Origin of the sequence: Luteimonas yanweni (assembly GCF_039548475.1) — a bacterium.
GTDB lineage: Bacteria > Pseudomonadota > Gammaproteobacteria > Xanthomonadales > Xanthomonadaceae > Luteimonas.
Map to the genome: position 1 here is coordinate 257,147 of NZ_JBCLVC010000008.1, position 16,739 is coordinate 273,885.

A 16,739-nucleotide genomic window follows, 5' to 3' on the forward strand; every position below is an offset into this window, starting at 1 on the left:
GGCCGCGATGCCCTTGGTGGGGCCGATTGACCTGACCAGGATCGCGGCCATGGCCGCTCCCGGAGGGAACTTTTGCGCTGCGTCGCCAAGCGTGCGACAATTCCCGTCTTACGGGCAACGCGTCCCGGCCCTCAGATTGGTCAGTAGATACCGCATGGCGAAAGACGATGTCATTGAATTCGAAGGCTCGGTCTCCGAGACGCTTCCCAACACGGTGTTCCGTGTGAAGCTGGAGAACGGGCACGAGATCATCGCGCACATCTCCGGGCGCATGCGCAAGAACTACATCCGGATTCTCACCGGTGACCGGGTCAAGGTCGAAATGACCCCGTACGACCTCACCAAGGGTCGCATCACGTATCGCATGAAGTAAGGCGCGCCGGTCGCGCCCGAAGAAGAAAGGCGGCCCGCAGGCCGCCTTTTTCGTTGTGTGGGAGCTGCCATGGCCCTGGCCGTGATGTGGGAGCGGCCATGGCCGCGATCGCCGCTATAGCGGCTCCCACAAGGGCGGCTCCCGGCAAGGCGGCTCCGCTCTCAGTCCACGGTCGCCGGGAGCAGCTTCGCGGGCTCGGCCTGAACGTCCAGAACCAGCTCGCCGTCCACGGCGTCGATCGAGACCTTGCCACCGCCCGCCAGGCGCCCGAACAGCAGCTCGTCGGCCAGCGGCCGCTTCACCTTGTCCTGGATCACCCGCGACATCGGCCGCGCGCCCATCAGCGGGTCGAAACCATGCTGGGCCAGCCACTCGCGCGCCGCCGGCGTCGCCGCCAGGCTCACGCCCTTCTCGTGCAACTGCTCCTCCAGCTCGATGATGAACTTGTCCACCACGCGCAGGATGTGCTCGAAGCCCAGCGGCTGGAACTGCACGATCGCGTCCAGGCGGTTGCGGAATTCCGGCGTGAAGCCCTTGCGGATCACCTCCATCGCATCGGTGCTGTGGTCCTGCTGCATGAAGCCGATCGTGCGCCGTGCCGCCTGCGCCGCGCCCGCGTTCGTGGTCATCACCAGGATCACGTTGCGGAAGTTCGCCTCGCGGCCGTTGGTGTCAGTCAGGATGCCGCGGTCCATCACCTGCAGCAGGATGTTGAAGATGTCCGGATGCGCCTTCTCGACCTCGTCGAGCAGCAGCACGCAGTGCGGCGTCTTGACGATCTTCTCGGTCAACAGCCCACCCTGGTCGAAGCCGACGTAGCCCGGGGGTGCGCCGATCAGGCGGCTGACCGAATGCGGCTCCATGTATTCCGACATGTCGAAGCGCACCAGCTCGATGCCCAGCTGCAGCGCGAGCTGGCGCGTGACCTCGGTCTTGCCCACGCCGGTGGGGCCGGCGAACAGGAAGTTGCCGATCGGCTTGTCCGGGTTGGCCAGCCCCGAGCGCGCGAGCTTGATGGCGCTGGTCAGGGTCCCGATCGCCGGGTCCTGGCCGAAGATCACCATCTTCAGGTTGCGCTCCAGGTGCTCCAGCACGTCCTTGTCCGAGGCGCTGACCTGCTTGGCGGGGATGCGCGCCATCTTGGCGACGATGGTCTCGACCTCCTCGACGTCGATCAGCGACTTGCGCAGGTTCTCCGGCAGCAGGCGCTGGCGCGCACCGGCTTCGTCGATCACGTCGATCGCCTTGTCGGGCAGCAGGCGGTCGCCGATGTGCTTGACCGACAGGTCCACCGCAGCCTGCAGCGCGTCGTCGGCGTAGGTGACGTCGTGGTGCGCCTCGTACTTCGGCTTCAGGCCCTGCAGGATCTCGTAGGTCTCGCCCACGGTCGGCTCGACGATGTCGATCTTCTGGAAGCGGCGCGCGAGCGCCCGGTCCTTCTCGAAGATGCCGCGGTACTCCTGGAACGTGGTCGAGCCGATGCAGCGCAGGTCGCCCGACGCCAGCGCCGGCTTGATCAGGTTCGACGCATCCATCGTGCCGCCCGACGCCGAGCCGGCACCGATGATGGTGTGGATCTCGTCGATGAACAGGATCGCGCCTTCATGCTTGCCGACCGCGGCCAGCACCGCCTTCAGGCGCTTTTCGAAGTCGCCGCGGTACTTGGTGCCGGCCACCAGCGCACCCAGGTCGAGCGAGTAGATCGTGGCGTCGGCCAGCACCTCGGGCACTTCGCCGTCGACGATGCGCTTGGCCAGGCCCTCGGCGATCGCGGTCTTGCCGACGCCGGCCTCGCCGACGTACAGCGGATTGTTCTTGCGGCGGCGGCAGAGCACCTGGATGGTGCGCTCGATTTCCTCGGCGCGGCCGACCAGGGGATCGATCCTGCCCTGGCGGGCAAGCGCGTTGAGGTCGGTGGCGAACTCCTCCAACGCGTCGCCCTTGGCGTCGCCCTCGGCGCCCTCGGCGCGCGATTCGGACTCGCCCGGGTCGGACTGCGGCTCGTCGCCGCTGCGCGCGATGCCGTGTGACAGGTAGTTCACCACGTCCAGCCGGCTCACGTCCTGCTGGTTGAGGAAGTAGACGGCGTGCGAGTCCTTCTCGCCGAAGATCGCCACCAGCACGTTGGCCCCGCTGACCTCCTTCTTGCCCGAGGACTGCACGTGGTAGACCGCGCGCTGGAGTACGCGCTGGAAGCCCAGCGTGGGCTGCGTGTCGCGGCCGTCGTCATCGGCCAGGCGCGACACGGAGCTCGCGATGGCCTGCTCCAGGTCGGACCGCAGGCGATGGAAGTCGGCGCCGCAGGCCTTCAGGACCGTTTCGGCCGAAGGGTTGTCGAGCAGCGCCAGCAACAGGTGCTCGACCGTCATGTACTCGTCGCGTGCCTCGCGGGCGCGCTTGTAGCACTGGCCGATGCTGTATTCGAGATCCTTGCTGAACATGGGGCGGGGGCCTCCTGGATTCACTGCTTACAAGATGGGGATGCCCGCGGGGCTTTTCCATCCGGCGACGGATTCCTTGTAGGCCCTGCCCTGCACCATTGGCAAGCGCGGGCCACGGGCCACAGTATCCCGGCAGTGCATGTCAGCGCCGGGTGCAGGCCGCTGGCACGCAGCCGGTCAGGCCTTTTCCATCGTCGACAGCAGGGGGTGCTGGTTCAGACGCGCGTATTCGTTGACCTGGGCCACCTTGGACTCGGCCACGTCGCGGGTGAACACCCCGCACACGCCGCGGCCGCGGGTATGCACGTGCAACATGACCTGGGTGGCGCGCTCCAGGTCCAGACCGAAGAACCGCACCAGCACCTCCACCACGAAATCCATCGGGGTGTAGTCGTCGTTCAGCAGGAAGACGGAATACAGCGGCGGGCGCGCAAGTTCGGGGCGCCTGATCTCTAGGGCGACGCCGTGGTCGCGCTCGTGTCCGGAGTTGCTGCTCATGCCCGCGATTATACCGGCGCGTCCGGTGGACGGGCCCCGCCGGCCCGGGGGAAAATGCCGCACCAGCCAACGGTCCGCACATGCACCATTCCAGTCCCGCCGCGATGATCCATGTCCACCCCCCGATGCCGGCCGGCGCGCGCGGGCGGTCCCGGCCGTGACCTATCGACAGGGCCGGTTCTGGCAGCCCGACGTGACCGTCGCCACCGTGGTGGTCGACGGCGGCCGCGTGCTCTGCGTGGAAGAACACTCCGCCGGCCGCCTGGTCCTCAACCAGCCCGCCGGCCATCTCGAGCCCGACGAAGACCTGGTCGAGGCGGCCATCCGCGAGACGCTGGAAGAGTCCGGCTGGACGGTGGAGCCCACCGCCTTCATCGGCGCCTACCAGTGGACCTCGCCCGCCCGCCCCGACGGCACGCCGGGCCGCCATTACCTGCGCTTCGCCTTCGCCGCGCGGCCGGTGTCCCACGATCCGGCGCGGCCGCTGGACGAAGGCATCGTGCGCGCGCTGTGGCTGGCGCCGGCCGAGCTCCAGGCCCAGGCGGAGCGCCATCGCAGCCCCCTGGTCTGGCAGGTCGTGGCCGACCACCTGGCCGGCAGCCGGCAGCCGCTGTCACTGCTGCGCTCGGTGCGCTGATGGCCGCACCCGGCATCATCGTCGGCATGTCCGGCGGCGTGGATTCCTCGGTTGCAGCCCTGCTCCTTCGCGATGCCGGCGAATCCATCGCCGGGCTGTTCATGGACAACTGGGCCGACGACGGCAGCGGCCACTGCCGCGCCGACGAGGACCGCCGCGACGCCGTGGCCGTCTGCGGCCGGCTCGGGATTCCGATCCACTTCCGCGACTTCTCCGGCGAGTACTGGGCCAACGTGTTCGAACATTTCCTGGCCGAATACGCCGCCGGGCGCACGCCCAATCCGGACGTGCTCTGCAACCGCGAGATCAAGTTCAAGCACTTCCTGGATGCCGCGCGCGAGCTCGGCGCCGAGCGCATCGCCACCGGCCATTACGCGCGCGTGGATCACGACGGTACGCACTGGCGCCTGCTGCGCGCCGCCGACCGCGGCAAGGACCAGAGCTATTTCCTGCACCAGCTCGGCCAGGCGCAGCTTGCCGCCACCGTGTTCCCGCTTGGCGGGCTGCAGAAGGGCAGCGTGCGCGCGATGGCTACCGCGGTGGGCCTGCCGACGGCGGCGAAGAAGGACTCCACCGGCATCTGTTTCGTCGGCGAGCGCGATTTCCGCGAGTTCCTCGGCCAGTACCTGCCTGCGCGGCCCGGTGAAATCCGCACGCCCGGCGGCCAGGCCGTGGGCGAGCACCAGGGCGTGTTCTACTACACGCTGGGCCAGCGCGAAGGCCTGCACATCGGCGGCCGCCGCGGCTTCGACGACAAACCTTGGTACGTGGTGGGCAAGGACGTCGCGGGCAACGTGCTCACGGTTGACCAGGGGCACGACAGCCCATACCTCATGTCCAACGTCCTGCGCAGCGAAGCCGCGCACTGGATCGCCGGCGCACCGCCATCCACCCGTTTCAGCTGCACGGCGCAGACGCGCTACCGGCAGCAAGAGGAGCCATGCCAAGTGACAGTCGATGATTCCGGCGCGCTGCAGGTCGCATTCAGGCGACCGCAGCGCGCAGTGACGCCTGGCCAGTCCGTGGTGCTGTACGACGGCGAAGCCTGCCTTGGCGGCGCAGTGATCGCGGCCACCGACGCCCCGACTGGCACCCCGGGGGCATCGGCATGAGCGACATGCACGATCGCATGCTGGCACTCGCCGGCCTCGCCCAGGCGCTGCGCCAGGTGCGCCGCGTGGCCGAGACCGGCCAAGCCGAAGCCACGGTGCTCGAAACCGCGCTGGGCAGCGTGTTCCGCATCGACGCCGACTCCACCGCCGATGTCTACGGCGGCGTTGCCAACGTGCGACCCGGCCTGATGCTCGTGCGCGACTACCTGGCCAACAAGGGGCAGGACCCGCTGCTGCCCAAGCTGGCGCTGGCGGTGACCCAGCTCGAGCGCCGCTTCGTGCAGGACGACGACATCGGCGGCCGCGTGCACGAAGGCATCCTTGCCGCGCGCATCGAGGCCGAGCGCGTGGGCACGGCGCATCCGGACGTGCTGTCGAAACTCGGGGCGCTCTACGCCGACACCGTCAGCCACCTGCGCCCGCGGGTCCTGGTGCAGGGCAATCCGCACTACCTGGGCCAGGCCGCGATCGTGGCCGAGATCCGCGCCATGCTGCTGGCGGCGCTGCGCTCCGCGGTGCTGTGGAGGCAGGCCGGTGGCAGCCCGTGGGATTTCCTGCTGCGCCGCGGAGCGATGGCGCAGGCGGTGGAGGATCTGCTGGGCTAGTCCCGTGGTCCGGGGCGGGCCCGCAAAGCCCGCACTGCGGGAGTGGGCTTGCCAGGCTGTCACGGGCCTGGCGTGGCCGGGCAGCGGTGAGCCGCCGGCCCGACCCGCGCTCCCTCCTCTATCGGAATGCCCCATGCCGATCCAGTCCATCCTGGCCGATCTTGATTCCACGCGGGGCGCGCGCGAGGCGCTTTACAAGCACTTCCATCGCAACCCCGAACTGTCGCTGCAGGAATACAGGACCGCGGACAGGATCGAGGCGGAGCTCGCGGCCTACGGCGTCGAAGAGGTCCTGCGCATCGGCAAGACCGGCGTGGTCGCCATCCTCCGCAATGGCGACGGCCCGGTGGTCGCGATGCGCGGCGACACCGATGGCCTGCCGATGGCCGAGCGCTCCGGCGTGGACTACGCCGCCGAGGGCGTGACCCAGGTCGACGAGGCCAGCGGCCAGGCGATCCCGGTCGCGCACACCTGCGGCCACGACTTCCATATCGTGTGCCTGCTGGGTGCCACGCAGGCGCTGCACGACCACCGCGACGACTGGTCCGGCACGTTCGTGGCAGTGTTCCAGCCCGGCGAGGAGAACGCCGCCGGCGCGAAGGCGATGGTGGCCGCCGGTATCGTCGACAAGCTGCCCAGGCCCGACGTCTACCTGGGCCAGCACGTGCTCGGCTCGCTGCCCGGCGGCGCGGTCGGCATTCGCAGCGGCCCGCTGTTCTCGGCCGCGGCCTCGATCGAGATCACCCTGCACGGCAAGGGCTCGCACGGCTCGATGCCGAACCTGGGCGTGGATCCCATCGTGCTCGGCGCGGCCATCGTCAGCCGCCTGCAGACCATCGTCTCGCGCGAAGTTGCCCCGAGGGAGACCGCGGTGGTGACCGTGGGCAGCTTCCACGCCGGCACCAAGTCCAACATCATCCCCGACTCCGCGGTGCTGCAGCTCAACACCCGCGCCTTCGACAAGGACGTGGAGAAGCACCTGCACGAGGCGATCGAGCGCATCGTCCACGCCGAGTGCGAGGCCGCGCGTTCGCCGAAGCCGCCGGAATTCCGCTATTACGACCAGTACCCGCTGACCTCGAACCACGAAGAGCCCACCGTGCGGGTGCGCGCCGCCTTCGACGCGTACTTCGGCGACGACTCGGTGGACATGTCGCCGGTGCCGGCCTCGGAGGACTTCTCGGTCATCCCGGATGCCTTCGGCTGCCCCTACACCTACTGGGGGCTGGGCGGCTTCGAAGACTGGAAGAACGCGCCCGGCAACCACTCGCCCTTCTTCGCGCCCGACATCCACCCCACGCTTGACCGCGGCACCGAGGCGATCGTGGTCGCCGCGTCGCCCTGGCTGATCGGGAGCAAGTGATGAACGCCACCACCGCTGACCCATCCGCGAGCGGCACTGGCTTCAAGGGCAACGACTCCGCGCTGCTGGGGATCGTGCTCGCCGTCGTCACCTTCTGGCTGTTCGCGCAGACCACGATGAACATCGGCCCGCTGATGGCCGACGATGTCGGCATGCCGATGCCGGTGATGAACATCGCCATCTCGCTGTCGGCACTGTTCTCGGGCATGTTCATCGTGGTGCTGGGCGGCCTGGGCGACAGGTTCGGCCGGGTCAAGGTGGTCTTCCTTGGCAACATCCTCAACATCGCCGGCTCGCTGCTGATCGCTTTCGCCATCGAGGGCGCGCTGGCGACGCCGATGATCCTGCTGGGCCGCATCCTGCAGGGCCTGGCCGCTGGCGCGATCATGCCCTCGACGATGGCACTGCTGAAGGTCTACTGGGATGGTGCCCAGCGGCAGCGCGCGGTGTCGATGTGGTCGATCGGTTCCTGGGGCGGCTCCGGCCTGACCGCGATCTTCGGCGGCTTCATGGCTTCGACCATGTTCGGCTGGCGCTCGATCTTCATCATCTGCGCGCTGGTGTCGGTGGCCTCGATCCTGCTGATGCGCCAGATCCCGGAGTCCGCGCCGCTCGCCGGGCGCCCCGGAAAGACCGACTGGGCCGGCATCATCTCGATGGCAGTGGGGCTGGCGGCGCTGCTGATCGTCGTCACGCAGGGTTCGACGATCGGCTGGGCCAACCTGCTTACCTGGGGGCTGTTCGCGGTGTTCCTCGTGGCCTTCGGGGTCTTCATCAACGCGGAGCTGAAGGCGCCCTACCCCCTGGTCGACTTCAAGCTGTTCAAGAACACCGTGTTCACCGGCGCCACGATCTCGAACTTCCTCATCAACGGCACCGCCGGCGCGTTGACGGTGTCGCTGTGGGTGCTGCAGGGCGCGGCGGGCATGTCGGCGGCGACCGCCGGCTATCTCACCGTCGGCTACGCGGTCTTCATCATCGCCTTCATCCGGGTGGGCGAAAAGCTGCTGCAGCGCTTCGGCCCGCGCAAGCCGATGCTCTGGGGTTGCCTGATCGTGCTGCTGTCGATCCTGTTGCTGATGGCCACGCACACGATGCAGTGGCAGTACTCGATCCTTGCGATCGTGGCGTATTCCCTGTTCGGCCTCGGCCTGGCGTTCTATGCAACGCCATCGACGGATGCCGCGCTGACCAACTTGCCGGGCGACCAGGCGGGCGCGGGATCGGGCATCTACAAGATGGCGTCTTCGCTGGGCGCTGCGTTCGGCGTCGCAGCCTCGGCCGCGATCTTCACCGCGCTGTCCACCACCGGGCTGGAGATCGTCGGCACCGTGATCGAATTCTCGGGGCGCCAGGACAACCTGGCGGTGCGCGAAGCCGGCATGGTGGGCCTGGCGTTCAACGCATTGATGGCCATCGCGGCGCTGGTGTCGGTGACGATTTTCATTCCGAAGCACAAAACCACCTGAGGTCCGCCCGATGCCCGCAGCCATCGCGACCGCAGCCGGTCCCGGGTCCGATGCACGCAGCTTCAATGGCAACGACTCCGCCCTGCTGGGTATCGTGCTTGCCGTCGTCACCTTCTGGCTGTTCGCGCAGACCACCATGAACATCGGGCCGCTGATGGCGCGGGATGTTGGCATGCCGATGCCGGTGATGAACGTCGCCGTTTCGCTGGCGGCGCTGTTTTCCGGCATGTTCACCGTGGTGCTGGGCGGCCTTGGTGACCGCTGGGGCCGCGTCAGGCTGGTCCTGGCCGGCAACGTGCTGGGTATCGCGGGCTCGCTGCTGATCGCCTTCTCGACCGGGGCGGCGGCTACGCCGATGATCCTGCTCGGCCGCATCCTGCAGGGCCTGGCCGCGGGGGCGATCATGCCGGCCTCGCTTGCCCTGCTGAAGGCCTACTGGGATGGCAGGGAACGCCAGCGCGCGGTGTCGATGTGGGCGATCGGCACTTGGGGCGGCTCGGGCCTGACCGCGATCTTTGGCGGGTTCATGGCGTCCACGGCGCTGGGCTGGCGCGCGATTTTCGTGATGAGCGCGCTGGTTTCCGTCGCCTCGATCCTGCTGGTGCGGCAGATCCCGGAGTCGGCTCCGCTGGCGGGGCGCGCGGGTGCCACCGACTGGACAGGCATCGTCTCGCTGGCGGTGGGCCTTGCCGCACTGCTGATCGTGGTCACCCAGGGCTCGACGATCGGCTGGACCAGCCTGGCGACCTGGGGCCTGCTTGCGCTCTGCCTTGTGGCCTTCGGTGTGTTCGTCAACGCCGAACGCCACGCCGGCAATCCCCTGGTGGACTTCTCGCTGTTCGGCAACACCGTGTTCACCGGCGCGACGGTCTCGAACTTCCTGATCAACGGGACTGCGGGTGCGCTGGCGGTTTCGCTCTGGGTGCTGCAGGGAGCAGGCGGGCTGTCCGCGGCCACGTCCGGCTACCTGACGATCGGCTATGCCGTCTTCATCATCGCCTTCATCCGCGTCGGCGAAAAACTGCTGCAGCGTTTCGGACCGCGCCGGCCCATGCTCTGGGGCTGCCTGATCGTGCTGCTCTCGATCCTCTTGCTGATGGCGACGCATACGCTGCAATCGCAGTACACGATGCTGGCCATGGTCGCGTACTCGCTGTTCGGCCTGGGCCTTGCGTTCTATGCCACCCCGTCGACGGACGCCGCGCTGGCCAACCTGCCGGGCAACCGGGCCGGTGCGGGCTCGGGCCTCTACAAGATGGCGTCTTCGCTGGGCGCCGCGTTCGGCGTGGCCATCGCCGCCGCCATTTTCACCGCGCTGTCGGATGCCGGGCTTGCGGCGGTGGGCGCGGTGATCGAATTCAGCGGGCGCCAGGACAACCTGGCGGTGCGCGAAGCCGGCATGGTGGGGCTGGCGTTCACCGCGCTGATGGCGATCGCGGCGCTGGTGTCCGTCACCATCTTCATTCCGAAGCAGATGAAGGATCACCCAGCGGCCGGGGCGTGACGGCCGGCGCCGACAGCAGGCCGCGGCGGCGGTACCAGAGCTCAAGCGGCAGGGTCACCAGCGGCGGGATCGCGGCCAGTACCGCCAGCAGCAGGGCCCACATCGGCCAGCGCAGGCGCGCGCCCGCCACGATGGCCACGACCAGGTACAGCAGGAAGGCGCCGCCGTGAAGGCGGCCGAACAGCCAGACCACGGCGTCCGTGCTGCCGCTGACGTACTTCAGGTACATGCCGACAAGCAGGCCGGCCCAAGTGAAGGCTTCGATCAAGGCGACGATGGAGAAGAGCCGGCCAGCGGGTGACAGGGGGCGTGGGTGCATGGGTGGTCCGGGTTTGGTGGGGAGATCGCGGCTGTAGCCGCTCCCACAAGGGCTGGGTGGCCGGGTTGAAAGGAAACGCCCGGGGCATGCCGGGCGTTTCGTGTCGACGATTGCGGTCGGGTGGATCAGGCGGCCGGTGCGGCCGGTGCGGCCTCCGCGACCTCCCGGTACTCCTCGATCTGGTCGAAGTTCATGTAGCGGTAGATCTCGGCACCCTTGTCGCTGATGACGCCGACGTCGATGAGGTACTCCTCGCGGGTCGGAATCCGGCCCAGGCGCGAGCAGATCGCCGCCAGCTCCGCCGAACCCAGGTACACGTTCGCACCACGGCCCAGGCGGTTGGGGAAGTTGCGGGTCGAGGTGGACATGACCGTCGCGCCCTCGCGCACCTGCGCCTGGTTGCCCATGCACAGCGAGCAGCCCGGCATCTCCATGCGCGCGCCGGCCGCGCCGAAGGTGCCGTAGTGGCCTTCCCTGGTGAGCTCGCTGGCGTCCATCCTGGTCGGCGGCGCGACCCACAGGCGCGTGGGGATGTCGCGCTTGCCTTCCAGCAGCTTGGCGGCCGCGCGGAAGTGGCCGATGTTGGTCATGCACGAGCCGATGAACACCTCGTCGATGGTGTTTCCGGCGACGTCGGACAGGGTTTTTGCATCGTCCGGGTCGTTGGGGCAGCACACGATCGGCTCGACGATCTCCGCCAGGTCGATCTCGATCACCGCGGCGTAGTCGGCGTCGGCGTCGGGCTCGAGCAGCTGCGGGTCGGCCAGCCACTGCTCCATCTTGTCGATGCGGCGCTGGATGGTGCGGGCGTCGGAGTAGCCCTCGGCGATCATCCACTTCAAGAGCGTGATGTTGCTGGTCAGGTATTCGATGATCGGCGCCTTGTCCAGCTTCACCGTGCAGCCGGCGGCGGAGCGCTCGGCGGATGCGTCGGCCAGCTCGAAAGCCTGTTCGACCTTCAGCTCCGGCAGGCCCTCGATCTCGAGGATCCGGCCGGAGAAGATGTTCTTCTTGCCCTGCTTGGCGACGGTCAGCAGCCCCGCCTTGATCGCGTACAGCGGGATCGCATGCACGAGGTCGCGCAGGGTCACGCCGGGCTGCATCTCGCCCTTGAAACGCACCAGCACGGACTCCGGCATGTCCAGCGGCATGACGCCGGTGGCAGCTGCGAACGCGACCAGTCCCGAACCCGCCGGGAACGAGATGCCGATCGGGAAGCGGGTGTGCGAATCGCCGCCGGTGCCGACGGTGTCGGGCAGCAGCATGCGGTTGAGCCAGCTGTGGATGATGCCGTCGCCCGGGCGCAGCGAGACGCCGCCGCGGGTGGAGATGAACTCCGGAAGCGTGTGGTGGGTCTTCACGTCCACCGGCTTCGGGTAGGCCGCGGTGTGGCAGAACGACTGCATCACCAGGTCCGAGGAGAAGCCCAGGCAGGCGAGGTCCTTCAGTTCGTCACGGGTCATCGGGCCGGTGGTGTCCTGCGATCCGACGGTGGTCATCTTCGGCTCGCAGTAGGTGCCAGGGCGCACGCCTTGGCCTTCCGGCAGGCCGCAGGCGCGGCCGACCATCTTCTGCGCCAGGGTGAAGCCCTTGCCGGTGTCGGCGGGCGCCGCCGGCTGGCGGAACAGCGTGGTCGCGGGCAGGCCCAGCGACTCGCGCGCACGCGCGGTCAGGCCGCGGCCGATGATCAGCGGGATGCGGCCACCGGCGCGCACCTCGTCGAACAGCACCTCGCTCTTGACCTCGAATTCGGCGATCACTTCACCGCCCTTCAGCGCCTTGCCCTCGTAGGGGCGCAGCTCGACCACGTCGCCGTGCTCCATCTTCGACACGTCGAGCTCGATCGGCAGCGCTCCGGCGTCTTCCATGGTGTTGTAGAAGATCGGCGCGATCTTCGAGCCCAGGCAGACGCCGCCGAAACGCTTGTTCGGGATGAACGGGATGTCCTCGCCTGTCCACCACAGCACGCTGTTGGTCGCCGACTTGCGCGAGGACCCGGTGCCGACCACGTCGCCGACGTAGGCGACCAGGTGGCCCTTGGCCTTGAGGTCGGTGATGGACTGTATCGGCCCGCGCTTGCCGTCCTCTTCCGGCTCGAAGGGCGCGTCCGGACGCTTGTTCTTCAGCATCGCCAGCGCGTGCATCGGGATGTCGGGGCGCGTGGTCGCGTCCGGCGCCGGCGACAGGTCGTCGGTATTGGTTTCGCCGGGCACCTTGAACACGGTGATGGTCATGCTTCCAGCCACTTCGGGCCTGGACGTGAACCATTCGGCATCGGCCCAGCTCTGCAGCACGGCCCTGGCATTGGCGTTGCCGGCCCTGGCCTTCTCTTCCACGTCGTGGAAGGCGTCGAACACCAGCAGCGTGTGCTTCAGGCCCTCGGCCGCGATCGCGCCGAGCGCGGCGTCGTCAAGCAACTCGACCAGCGGCGCGACGTTGTAGCCGCCGAGCATCGTGCCCAGCAACTCGGTGGCGCGCTCGCGGCTGAGCAGGGCGCTCTGCTCGCTGCCGAAGGCCAGCGCGGCCAGGTAGCTGGCCTTGACCTTGGCGGCGTCGTCCACGCCCGCGGGCACACGCTGGGTCAGCAGTTCGACCAGCGTGGTTTCTTCGCCGGCCGGCGGGTTCTTCAGCAGCTCGATGACCTCGGCGGTCTGCTGCGGCGTGAGCGGCAGCGGCGGGATGCCGAGCGCGGCGCGTTCGGCCACGTGATGGCGATAGGCTTCCAACATGGGGGGTACTCCGGAAATGTTGCTGTGGAAATGTCGATGTGGAACTGAAGCGGGGATTCGATCAGGACACCTTGGGCACGATGACCTTGAGTCCCTTGAAGTAGTCGCGGAAAAACCCCGCGTCGCGGCTGATCAGGCCCGCGCACTGCAAGAGCGCGTGCGCGCCGACGATGAAGTCGGGCACGGTGCGCGGTGATACCTGGCCGCCCTGCCCCGCAGCGCGGCGGCGCTGGTTGAAGCGGCGTTGCATCTCGCCGGCGCGGATCGCGGAGCGGCGCTCGACGGGCACGTAGCGCATGCCCATCTCCTCGACCACGTCCATGATGTCGGTGCCGTGCCCGAGGCCGGCCGTGATTTCGCTGACCACGATGTCGCACAGCACCACCGGCCCCTGCGCGAGGGCGTCGCGCACGCAGCGCTCGGCGGCATCGGCCATGCCGGCGTCGTCGCCGAGCAGGTCGATCAGGACGGAGGTGTCGATCGCGATCATCGGTGCGCGGTCAGGGTTCGACCGGATCGCCCGGCGCGCGGCCGCGCAGTTCGCGCATGACGTCGTCGGTGCTCACGCCTTCGGGCAGCTTGAATCGGCCGCGGGCGCGGGAGATCGCATCGTCGACGTTCTTGCGCAGGATGATGCGGCCGCCTTCCAGCTCGACCTTGAGCAGGGTGCCCTTGGTCAGGCCCAGGGCGTCGCGCACCGCCTTGGGCAGTGTGATCTGGCCGCGTTCGGCGACGGTGGCTTCCATGGTGCTCTCCTGCCGCCCTCTCGGGACGGAATGGTATGCGCACATTATACATACCTTGTCATACGTACTGAAGGCCGCATACTGGGCGTGCAGCGAACGCATCGCTTACATCTCCATCCGTACACTTGGTGACTGCCTGCCTGCCCGCCACGCCATCCGCACAAGGAGCCCAGCCATGGCCGATTCCTTCTCCACCCGTGACCGCCTCGAGGTCAACGGCACGTCCTACACCTACGCCAGCCTCGCGAAGCTCGGCCAGCAATTCGACCTCGCCCGCCTGCCCTATTCCATGAAGATCCTGCTGGAAAACCTGCTGCGCCACGAGGACGGCGGGGTCACCGTCGGCAGGGACCACATCGAAGCGGTCGCCACCTGGAACCCGCAGGCCGAGCCCGACACCGAGATCGCCTTCATGCCCGCGCGCGTGGTGCTGCAGGACTTCACCGGCGTGCCCTGCGTGGTCGACCTGGCGGCCATGCGCGACGCCGTCGCACGCCTGGGCGGCAGCCCGGACCAGATCAACCCGCTGATCCCATCAGAGCTTGTGATCGACCATTCGGTGCAGGTCGACGTGTTCGGCCGCCCGGATGCGCTGGACCTCAACGGCAGGATCGAATTCGAGCGCAACAAGGAGCGCTACGGCTTCCTGCGCTGGGGCCAGAACGCCTTCGGCAACTTCAAGGTGGTGCCGCCCAACACCGGCATCGTGCACCAGGTGAACCTGGAGAACCTTGCCCGCGTGGTGATGGAGCGCGAGCTCGACGGCGAGACCTGGGCCTTCCCGGACACCGTGTTCGGCACCGACAGCCACACCACGATGATCAATGGCATCGGTGTGCTCGGCTGGGGCGTGGGCGGGATCGAGGCCGAGGCGGCGATGCTGGGCCAGCCTTCGTCGATGCTGATTCCGCAGGTCGTCGGCTTCAAGTTGACCGGCAGGCTGCCCGAGGGCGCCACCGCCACCGACCTGGTGCTGACCGTCACCCAGATGCTGCGCAAGCACGGCGTGGTCGGGAAGTTCGTCGAATTCTTCGGCGACGGCCTGCAGCACCTGCCGCTGGCCGACCGCGCCACCATCGGCAACATGTCGCCGGAATATGGCGCCACCTGCGGCATCTTCCCGGTCGATGCCGAAGCGGTGCGCTACCTTCGCCTGTCCGGGCGCAGCGAAGCGCAGATCGCACTGGTCGAGGCCTATGCGAAGGCCCAGGGGATGTGGCACGAGCCCGGCCAGGCGGAAGCCAGCTATTCATCGGTGGTGGAGCTCGACATGGCGACGGTCAAGCCGTCGCTTGCCGGCCCCAAGCGCCCGCAGGATCGCGTGCTGCTCGAGGACATGAAGCAGAACTTCAACGACAACGTCGGCCCGATGACCGCCCAGCGCGAAAAATCCCGCGACTGGCAGGTCAACCGCTTCGAGAAGGAAGGCGGCGGCCAACCACAGGCCGATCGCCTGGCGGCCAAGCCGGTCTCGCGTATCTCCATCGACGACCGCGACCACGAACTGACCGATGGCTCGGTGGTGATCGCGGCCATCACCTCCTGCACCAACACGTCCAACCCGGCGGTGATGCTGGGCGCGGGTCTGCTGGCGCGCAACGCGGCGGCCAAGGGCCTGAAGGCCGCACCGTGGGTGAAGACCTCACTCGGCCCGGGCTCGCTGGTGGTCACCGACTACCTGAAGAAGGCCGGCGTCATGGACGACCTGGAGAAGCTCGGCTTCTACGTGGTCGGCTACGGCTGCACCACCTGCATCGGAAACTCCGGGCCGTTGCCCGAGGCCGTGTCGAAGGGCATCGCCGAAAACGACCTGGCCGTGGCCTCCGTGCTGTCGGGCAACCGCAACTTCGAAGGCCGCATCCACGCCGAGGTGAAGATGAACTACCTCGCCTCGCCGCCGCTGGTGGTGGCCTACGCGATCGCCGGCACCGTGGACATCGACCTGACCACCGAAGCGCTGGGCCATGACCGGGACGGCAACGACGTCTACCTGCGCGACATCTGGCCGAGCAACAGGGAAATCGGCGACATGATCGCCGCGACCGTGGGTCCGGAACTGTTCGCGAAGAACTATGCCGACGTGTTCAAGGGCGATGCGCGCTGGAACTCGATGGAATCGCCGGAAAGCGAGCTCTATCCCTGGGACGAAGCCTCGACCTACATCAAGAACCCGCCCTACTTCGACGGCATGACCATGGAGGTCGGCAGCATCGACGACATCCATGGCGCGCGCGTGCTCGGGCTGTTCGGCGACTCGATCACCACCGACCACATCTCGCCGGCGGGCTCGATCAAGCAGGACTCGCCCGCGGGTCTGTTCCTGCAGTCGCGCGGCGTGCAGCCGGCGGACTTCAACAGCTACGGCTCGCGCCGTGGCAACGACGACGTGATGGTGCGCGGCACCTTCGCCAACATCCGCATCAAGAACCAGTTCTTCGGCGGCGAGGAAGGCGGCAACACGCTGTACTTCGGCAGTACTCCGCCGGAGAAGATGCCGATCTACGACGCGGCCATGAAGTACAAGGCCGACGGCACGCCGCTGGTGGTGATCGCGGGCAAGGAGTACGGCACCGGTTCGTCGCGCGACTGGGCGGCCAAGGGCACCAACCTGATGGGCGTGAAAGCGGTGATCGCCGAGAGTTTCGAGCGCATCCACCGCTCCAACCTGGTTGGCATGGGCGTGCTGCCGCTGCAGTTCGTCGAAGGCGAAGGGGCCGCGTCGCTGGGCCTGGACGGCACCGAGACATACGCGGTGACCGGACTCGAGGACGGCGCCGCGAGGCGGGCCACCGTGACCGCCACGGCGGCCGACGGCAGCAGCAAGGCCTTCCAGGCCGAGGTGATGCTGCTGACGCCCAAGGAAGTGGAGTACTTCCGCAACGGCGGCCTGCTGCACTACGTGCTGCGGCAGCTGGCCGGGCAGCGGGCCGCCTGACGGCAGGC

At 68.1% G+C, this 16,739-nt stretch carries 14 protein-coding genes; 8 read left to right on the forward strand and 6 right to left on the reverse strand.

The features are described 5' to 3' along the window. Window positions 1–154 precede the first annotated feature (154 nt). Window positions 155–373: a translation initiation factor IF-1 gene (gene infA / locus WCE39_RS05265; RefSeq protein ID WP_343275638.1), complete on the forward strand. Its 219-nt coding sequence runs from the start codon at window positions 155–157 to the stop codon at window positions 371–373. Window positions 374–534: 161 nt separating this feature from the next. Here infA and clpA read toward each other — a convergent pair whose 3' ends face one another. Together clpA and clpS are read right to left on the reverse strand one after the other, a co-directional pair. Next, a complete protein-coding gene (gene clpA, locus WCE39_RS05270) occupies window positions 535–2,814 on the reverse strand; it encodes an ATP-dependent Clp protease ATP-binding subunit ClpA (protein ID WP_343275639.1) in 2,280 nt (759 codons plus the stop codon). A gap of 177 nt (window positions 2,815–2,991) precedes the next feature. Then, window positions 2,992–3,312, reverse strand: a complete 321-nt coding sequence (gene clpS / locus WCE39_RS05275; RefSeq protein WP_343275640.1) for an ATP-dependent Clp protease adapter ClpS — start codon at window positions 3,310–3,312, stop codon at window positions 2,992–2,994. Between the two features lie 157 nt (window positions 3,313–3,469). On the opposite strand from clpS, the gene WCE39_RS05280 reads away from it, so the two are divergent. The 6 genes from WCE39_RS05280 to WCE39_RS05305 all read left to right on the forward strand — a co-directional run bounded on the left by WCE39_RS05280 (window position 3,470) and on the right by WCE39_RS05305 (window position 10,002). Further along, window positions 3,470–3,949, forward strand: a complete 480-nt coding sequence (locus WCE39_RS05280; protein WP_343275641.1) for an NUDIX hydrolase — start codon at window positions 3,470–3,472, stop codon at window positions 3,947–3,949. Beyond that, window positions 3,949–5,061: a tRNA 2-thiouridine(34) synthase MnmA gene (gene mnmA, locus WCE39_RS05285; protein ID WP_343275642.1), complete on the forward strand. Its 1,113-nt coding sequence runs from the start codon at window positions 3,949–3,951 to the stop codon at window positions 5,059–5,061. Before WCE39_RS05280 ends, mnmA begins: the two co-directional genes overlap by 1 nt. A gap of 5 nt (window positions 5,062–5,066) precedes the next feature. Next, window positions 5,067–5,666 (forward strand): lysogenization protein HflD, encoded by a 600-nt coding sequence (locus WCE39_RS05290; RefSeq protein WP_449283985.1) that lies wholly within the window; start codon window positions 5,067–5,069, stop codon window positions 5,664–5,666. A gap of 133 nt (window positions 5,667–5,799) precedes the next feature. Then, window positions 5,800–7,029 carry an amidohydrolase gene (locus tag WCE39_RS05295; protein WP_343275644.1) on the forward strand — a complete coding sequence of 410 codons (1,230 nt, stop codon included), beginning with the start codon at window positions 5,800–5,802 and terminating at the stop codon, window positions 7,027–7,029. Continuing rightward, the gene (locus tag WCE39_RS05300) at window positions 7,029–8,498 is read left to right on the forward strand and encodes an MFS transporter (protein ID WP_343275645.1); all 1,470 of its coding nucleotides are present in this window, start codon (window positions 7,029–7,031) and stop codon (window positions 8,496–8,498) included. Before WCE39_RS05295 ends, WCE39_RS05300 begins: the two co-directional genes overlap by 1 nt. Window positions 8,499–8,508: 10 nt before the next feature. Beyond that, complete coding sequence (locus tag WCE39_RS05305) at window positions 8,509–10,002, forward strand: MFS transporter (RefSeq protein ID WP_343275646.1); 1,494 nt, start codon at window positions 8,509–8,511, stop codon at window positions 10,000–10,002. Here the strand turns inward: WCE39_RS05305 and WCE39_RS05310 are convergent. The 4 genes from WCE39_RS05310 to WCE39_RS05325 all read right to left on the reverse strand — a co-directional run bounded on the left by WCE39_RS05310 (window position 9,959) and on the right by WCE39_RS05325 (window position 13,796). Then, window positions 9,959–10,321, reverse strand: coding sequence for a DUF3817 domain-containing protein (locus tag WCE39_RS05310; protein ID WP_343275647.1), 363 nt, complete (start codon window positions 10,319–10,321; stop codon window positions 9,959–9,961). The two genes, WCE39_RS05305 and WCE39_RS05310, sit on opposite strands and share 44 nt — an antisense overlap. A 125-nt stretch (window positions 10,322–10,446) precedes the next feature. Then, a complete protein-coding gene (acnB, locus tag WCE39_RS05315; RefSeq protein WP_343275648.1) occupies window positions 10,447–13,050 on the reverse strand; it encodes a bifunctional aconitate hydratase 2/2-methylisocitrate dehydratase in 2,604 nt (867 codons plus the stop codon). Window positions 13,051–13,111: 61 nt separating this feature from the next. Continuing rightward, the gene (locus WCE39_RS05320) at window positions 13,112–13,540 is read right to left on the reverse strand and encodes a type II toxin-antitoxin system VapC family toxin (protein ID WP_343275649.1); all 429 of its coding nucleotides are present in this window, start codon (window positions 13,538–13,540) and stop codon (window positions 13,112–13,114) included. A gap of 10 nt (window positions 13,541–13,550) precedes the next feature. Continuing rightward, window positions 13,551–13,796 carry an AbrB/MazE/SpoVT family DNA-binding domain-containing protein gene (locus tag WCE39_RS05325; protein WP_343275650.1) on the reverse strand — a complete coding sequence of 82 codons (246 nt, stop codon included), beginning with the start codon at window positions 13,794–13,796 and terminating at the stop codon, window positions 13,551–13,553. A gap of 175 nt (window positions 13,797–13,971) precedes the next feature. On the opposite strand from WCE39_RS05325, the gene acnA reads away from it, so the two are divergent. Continuing rightward, entirely contained in the window at window positions 13,972–16,731 is a 2,760-nt protein-coding gene (gene acnA / locus WCE39_RS05330) for an aconitate hydratase AcnA (protein ID WP_343275651.1), read from the forward strand. Window positions 16,732–16,739: the final 8 nt, after the last annotated feature.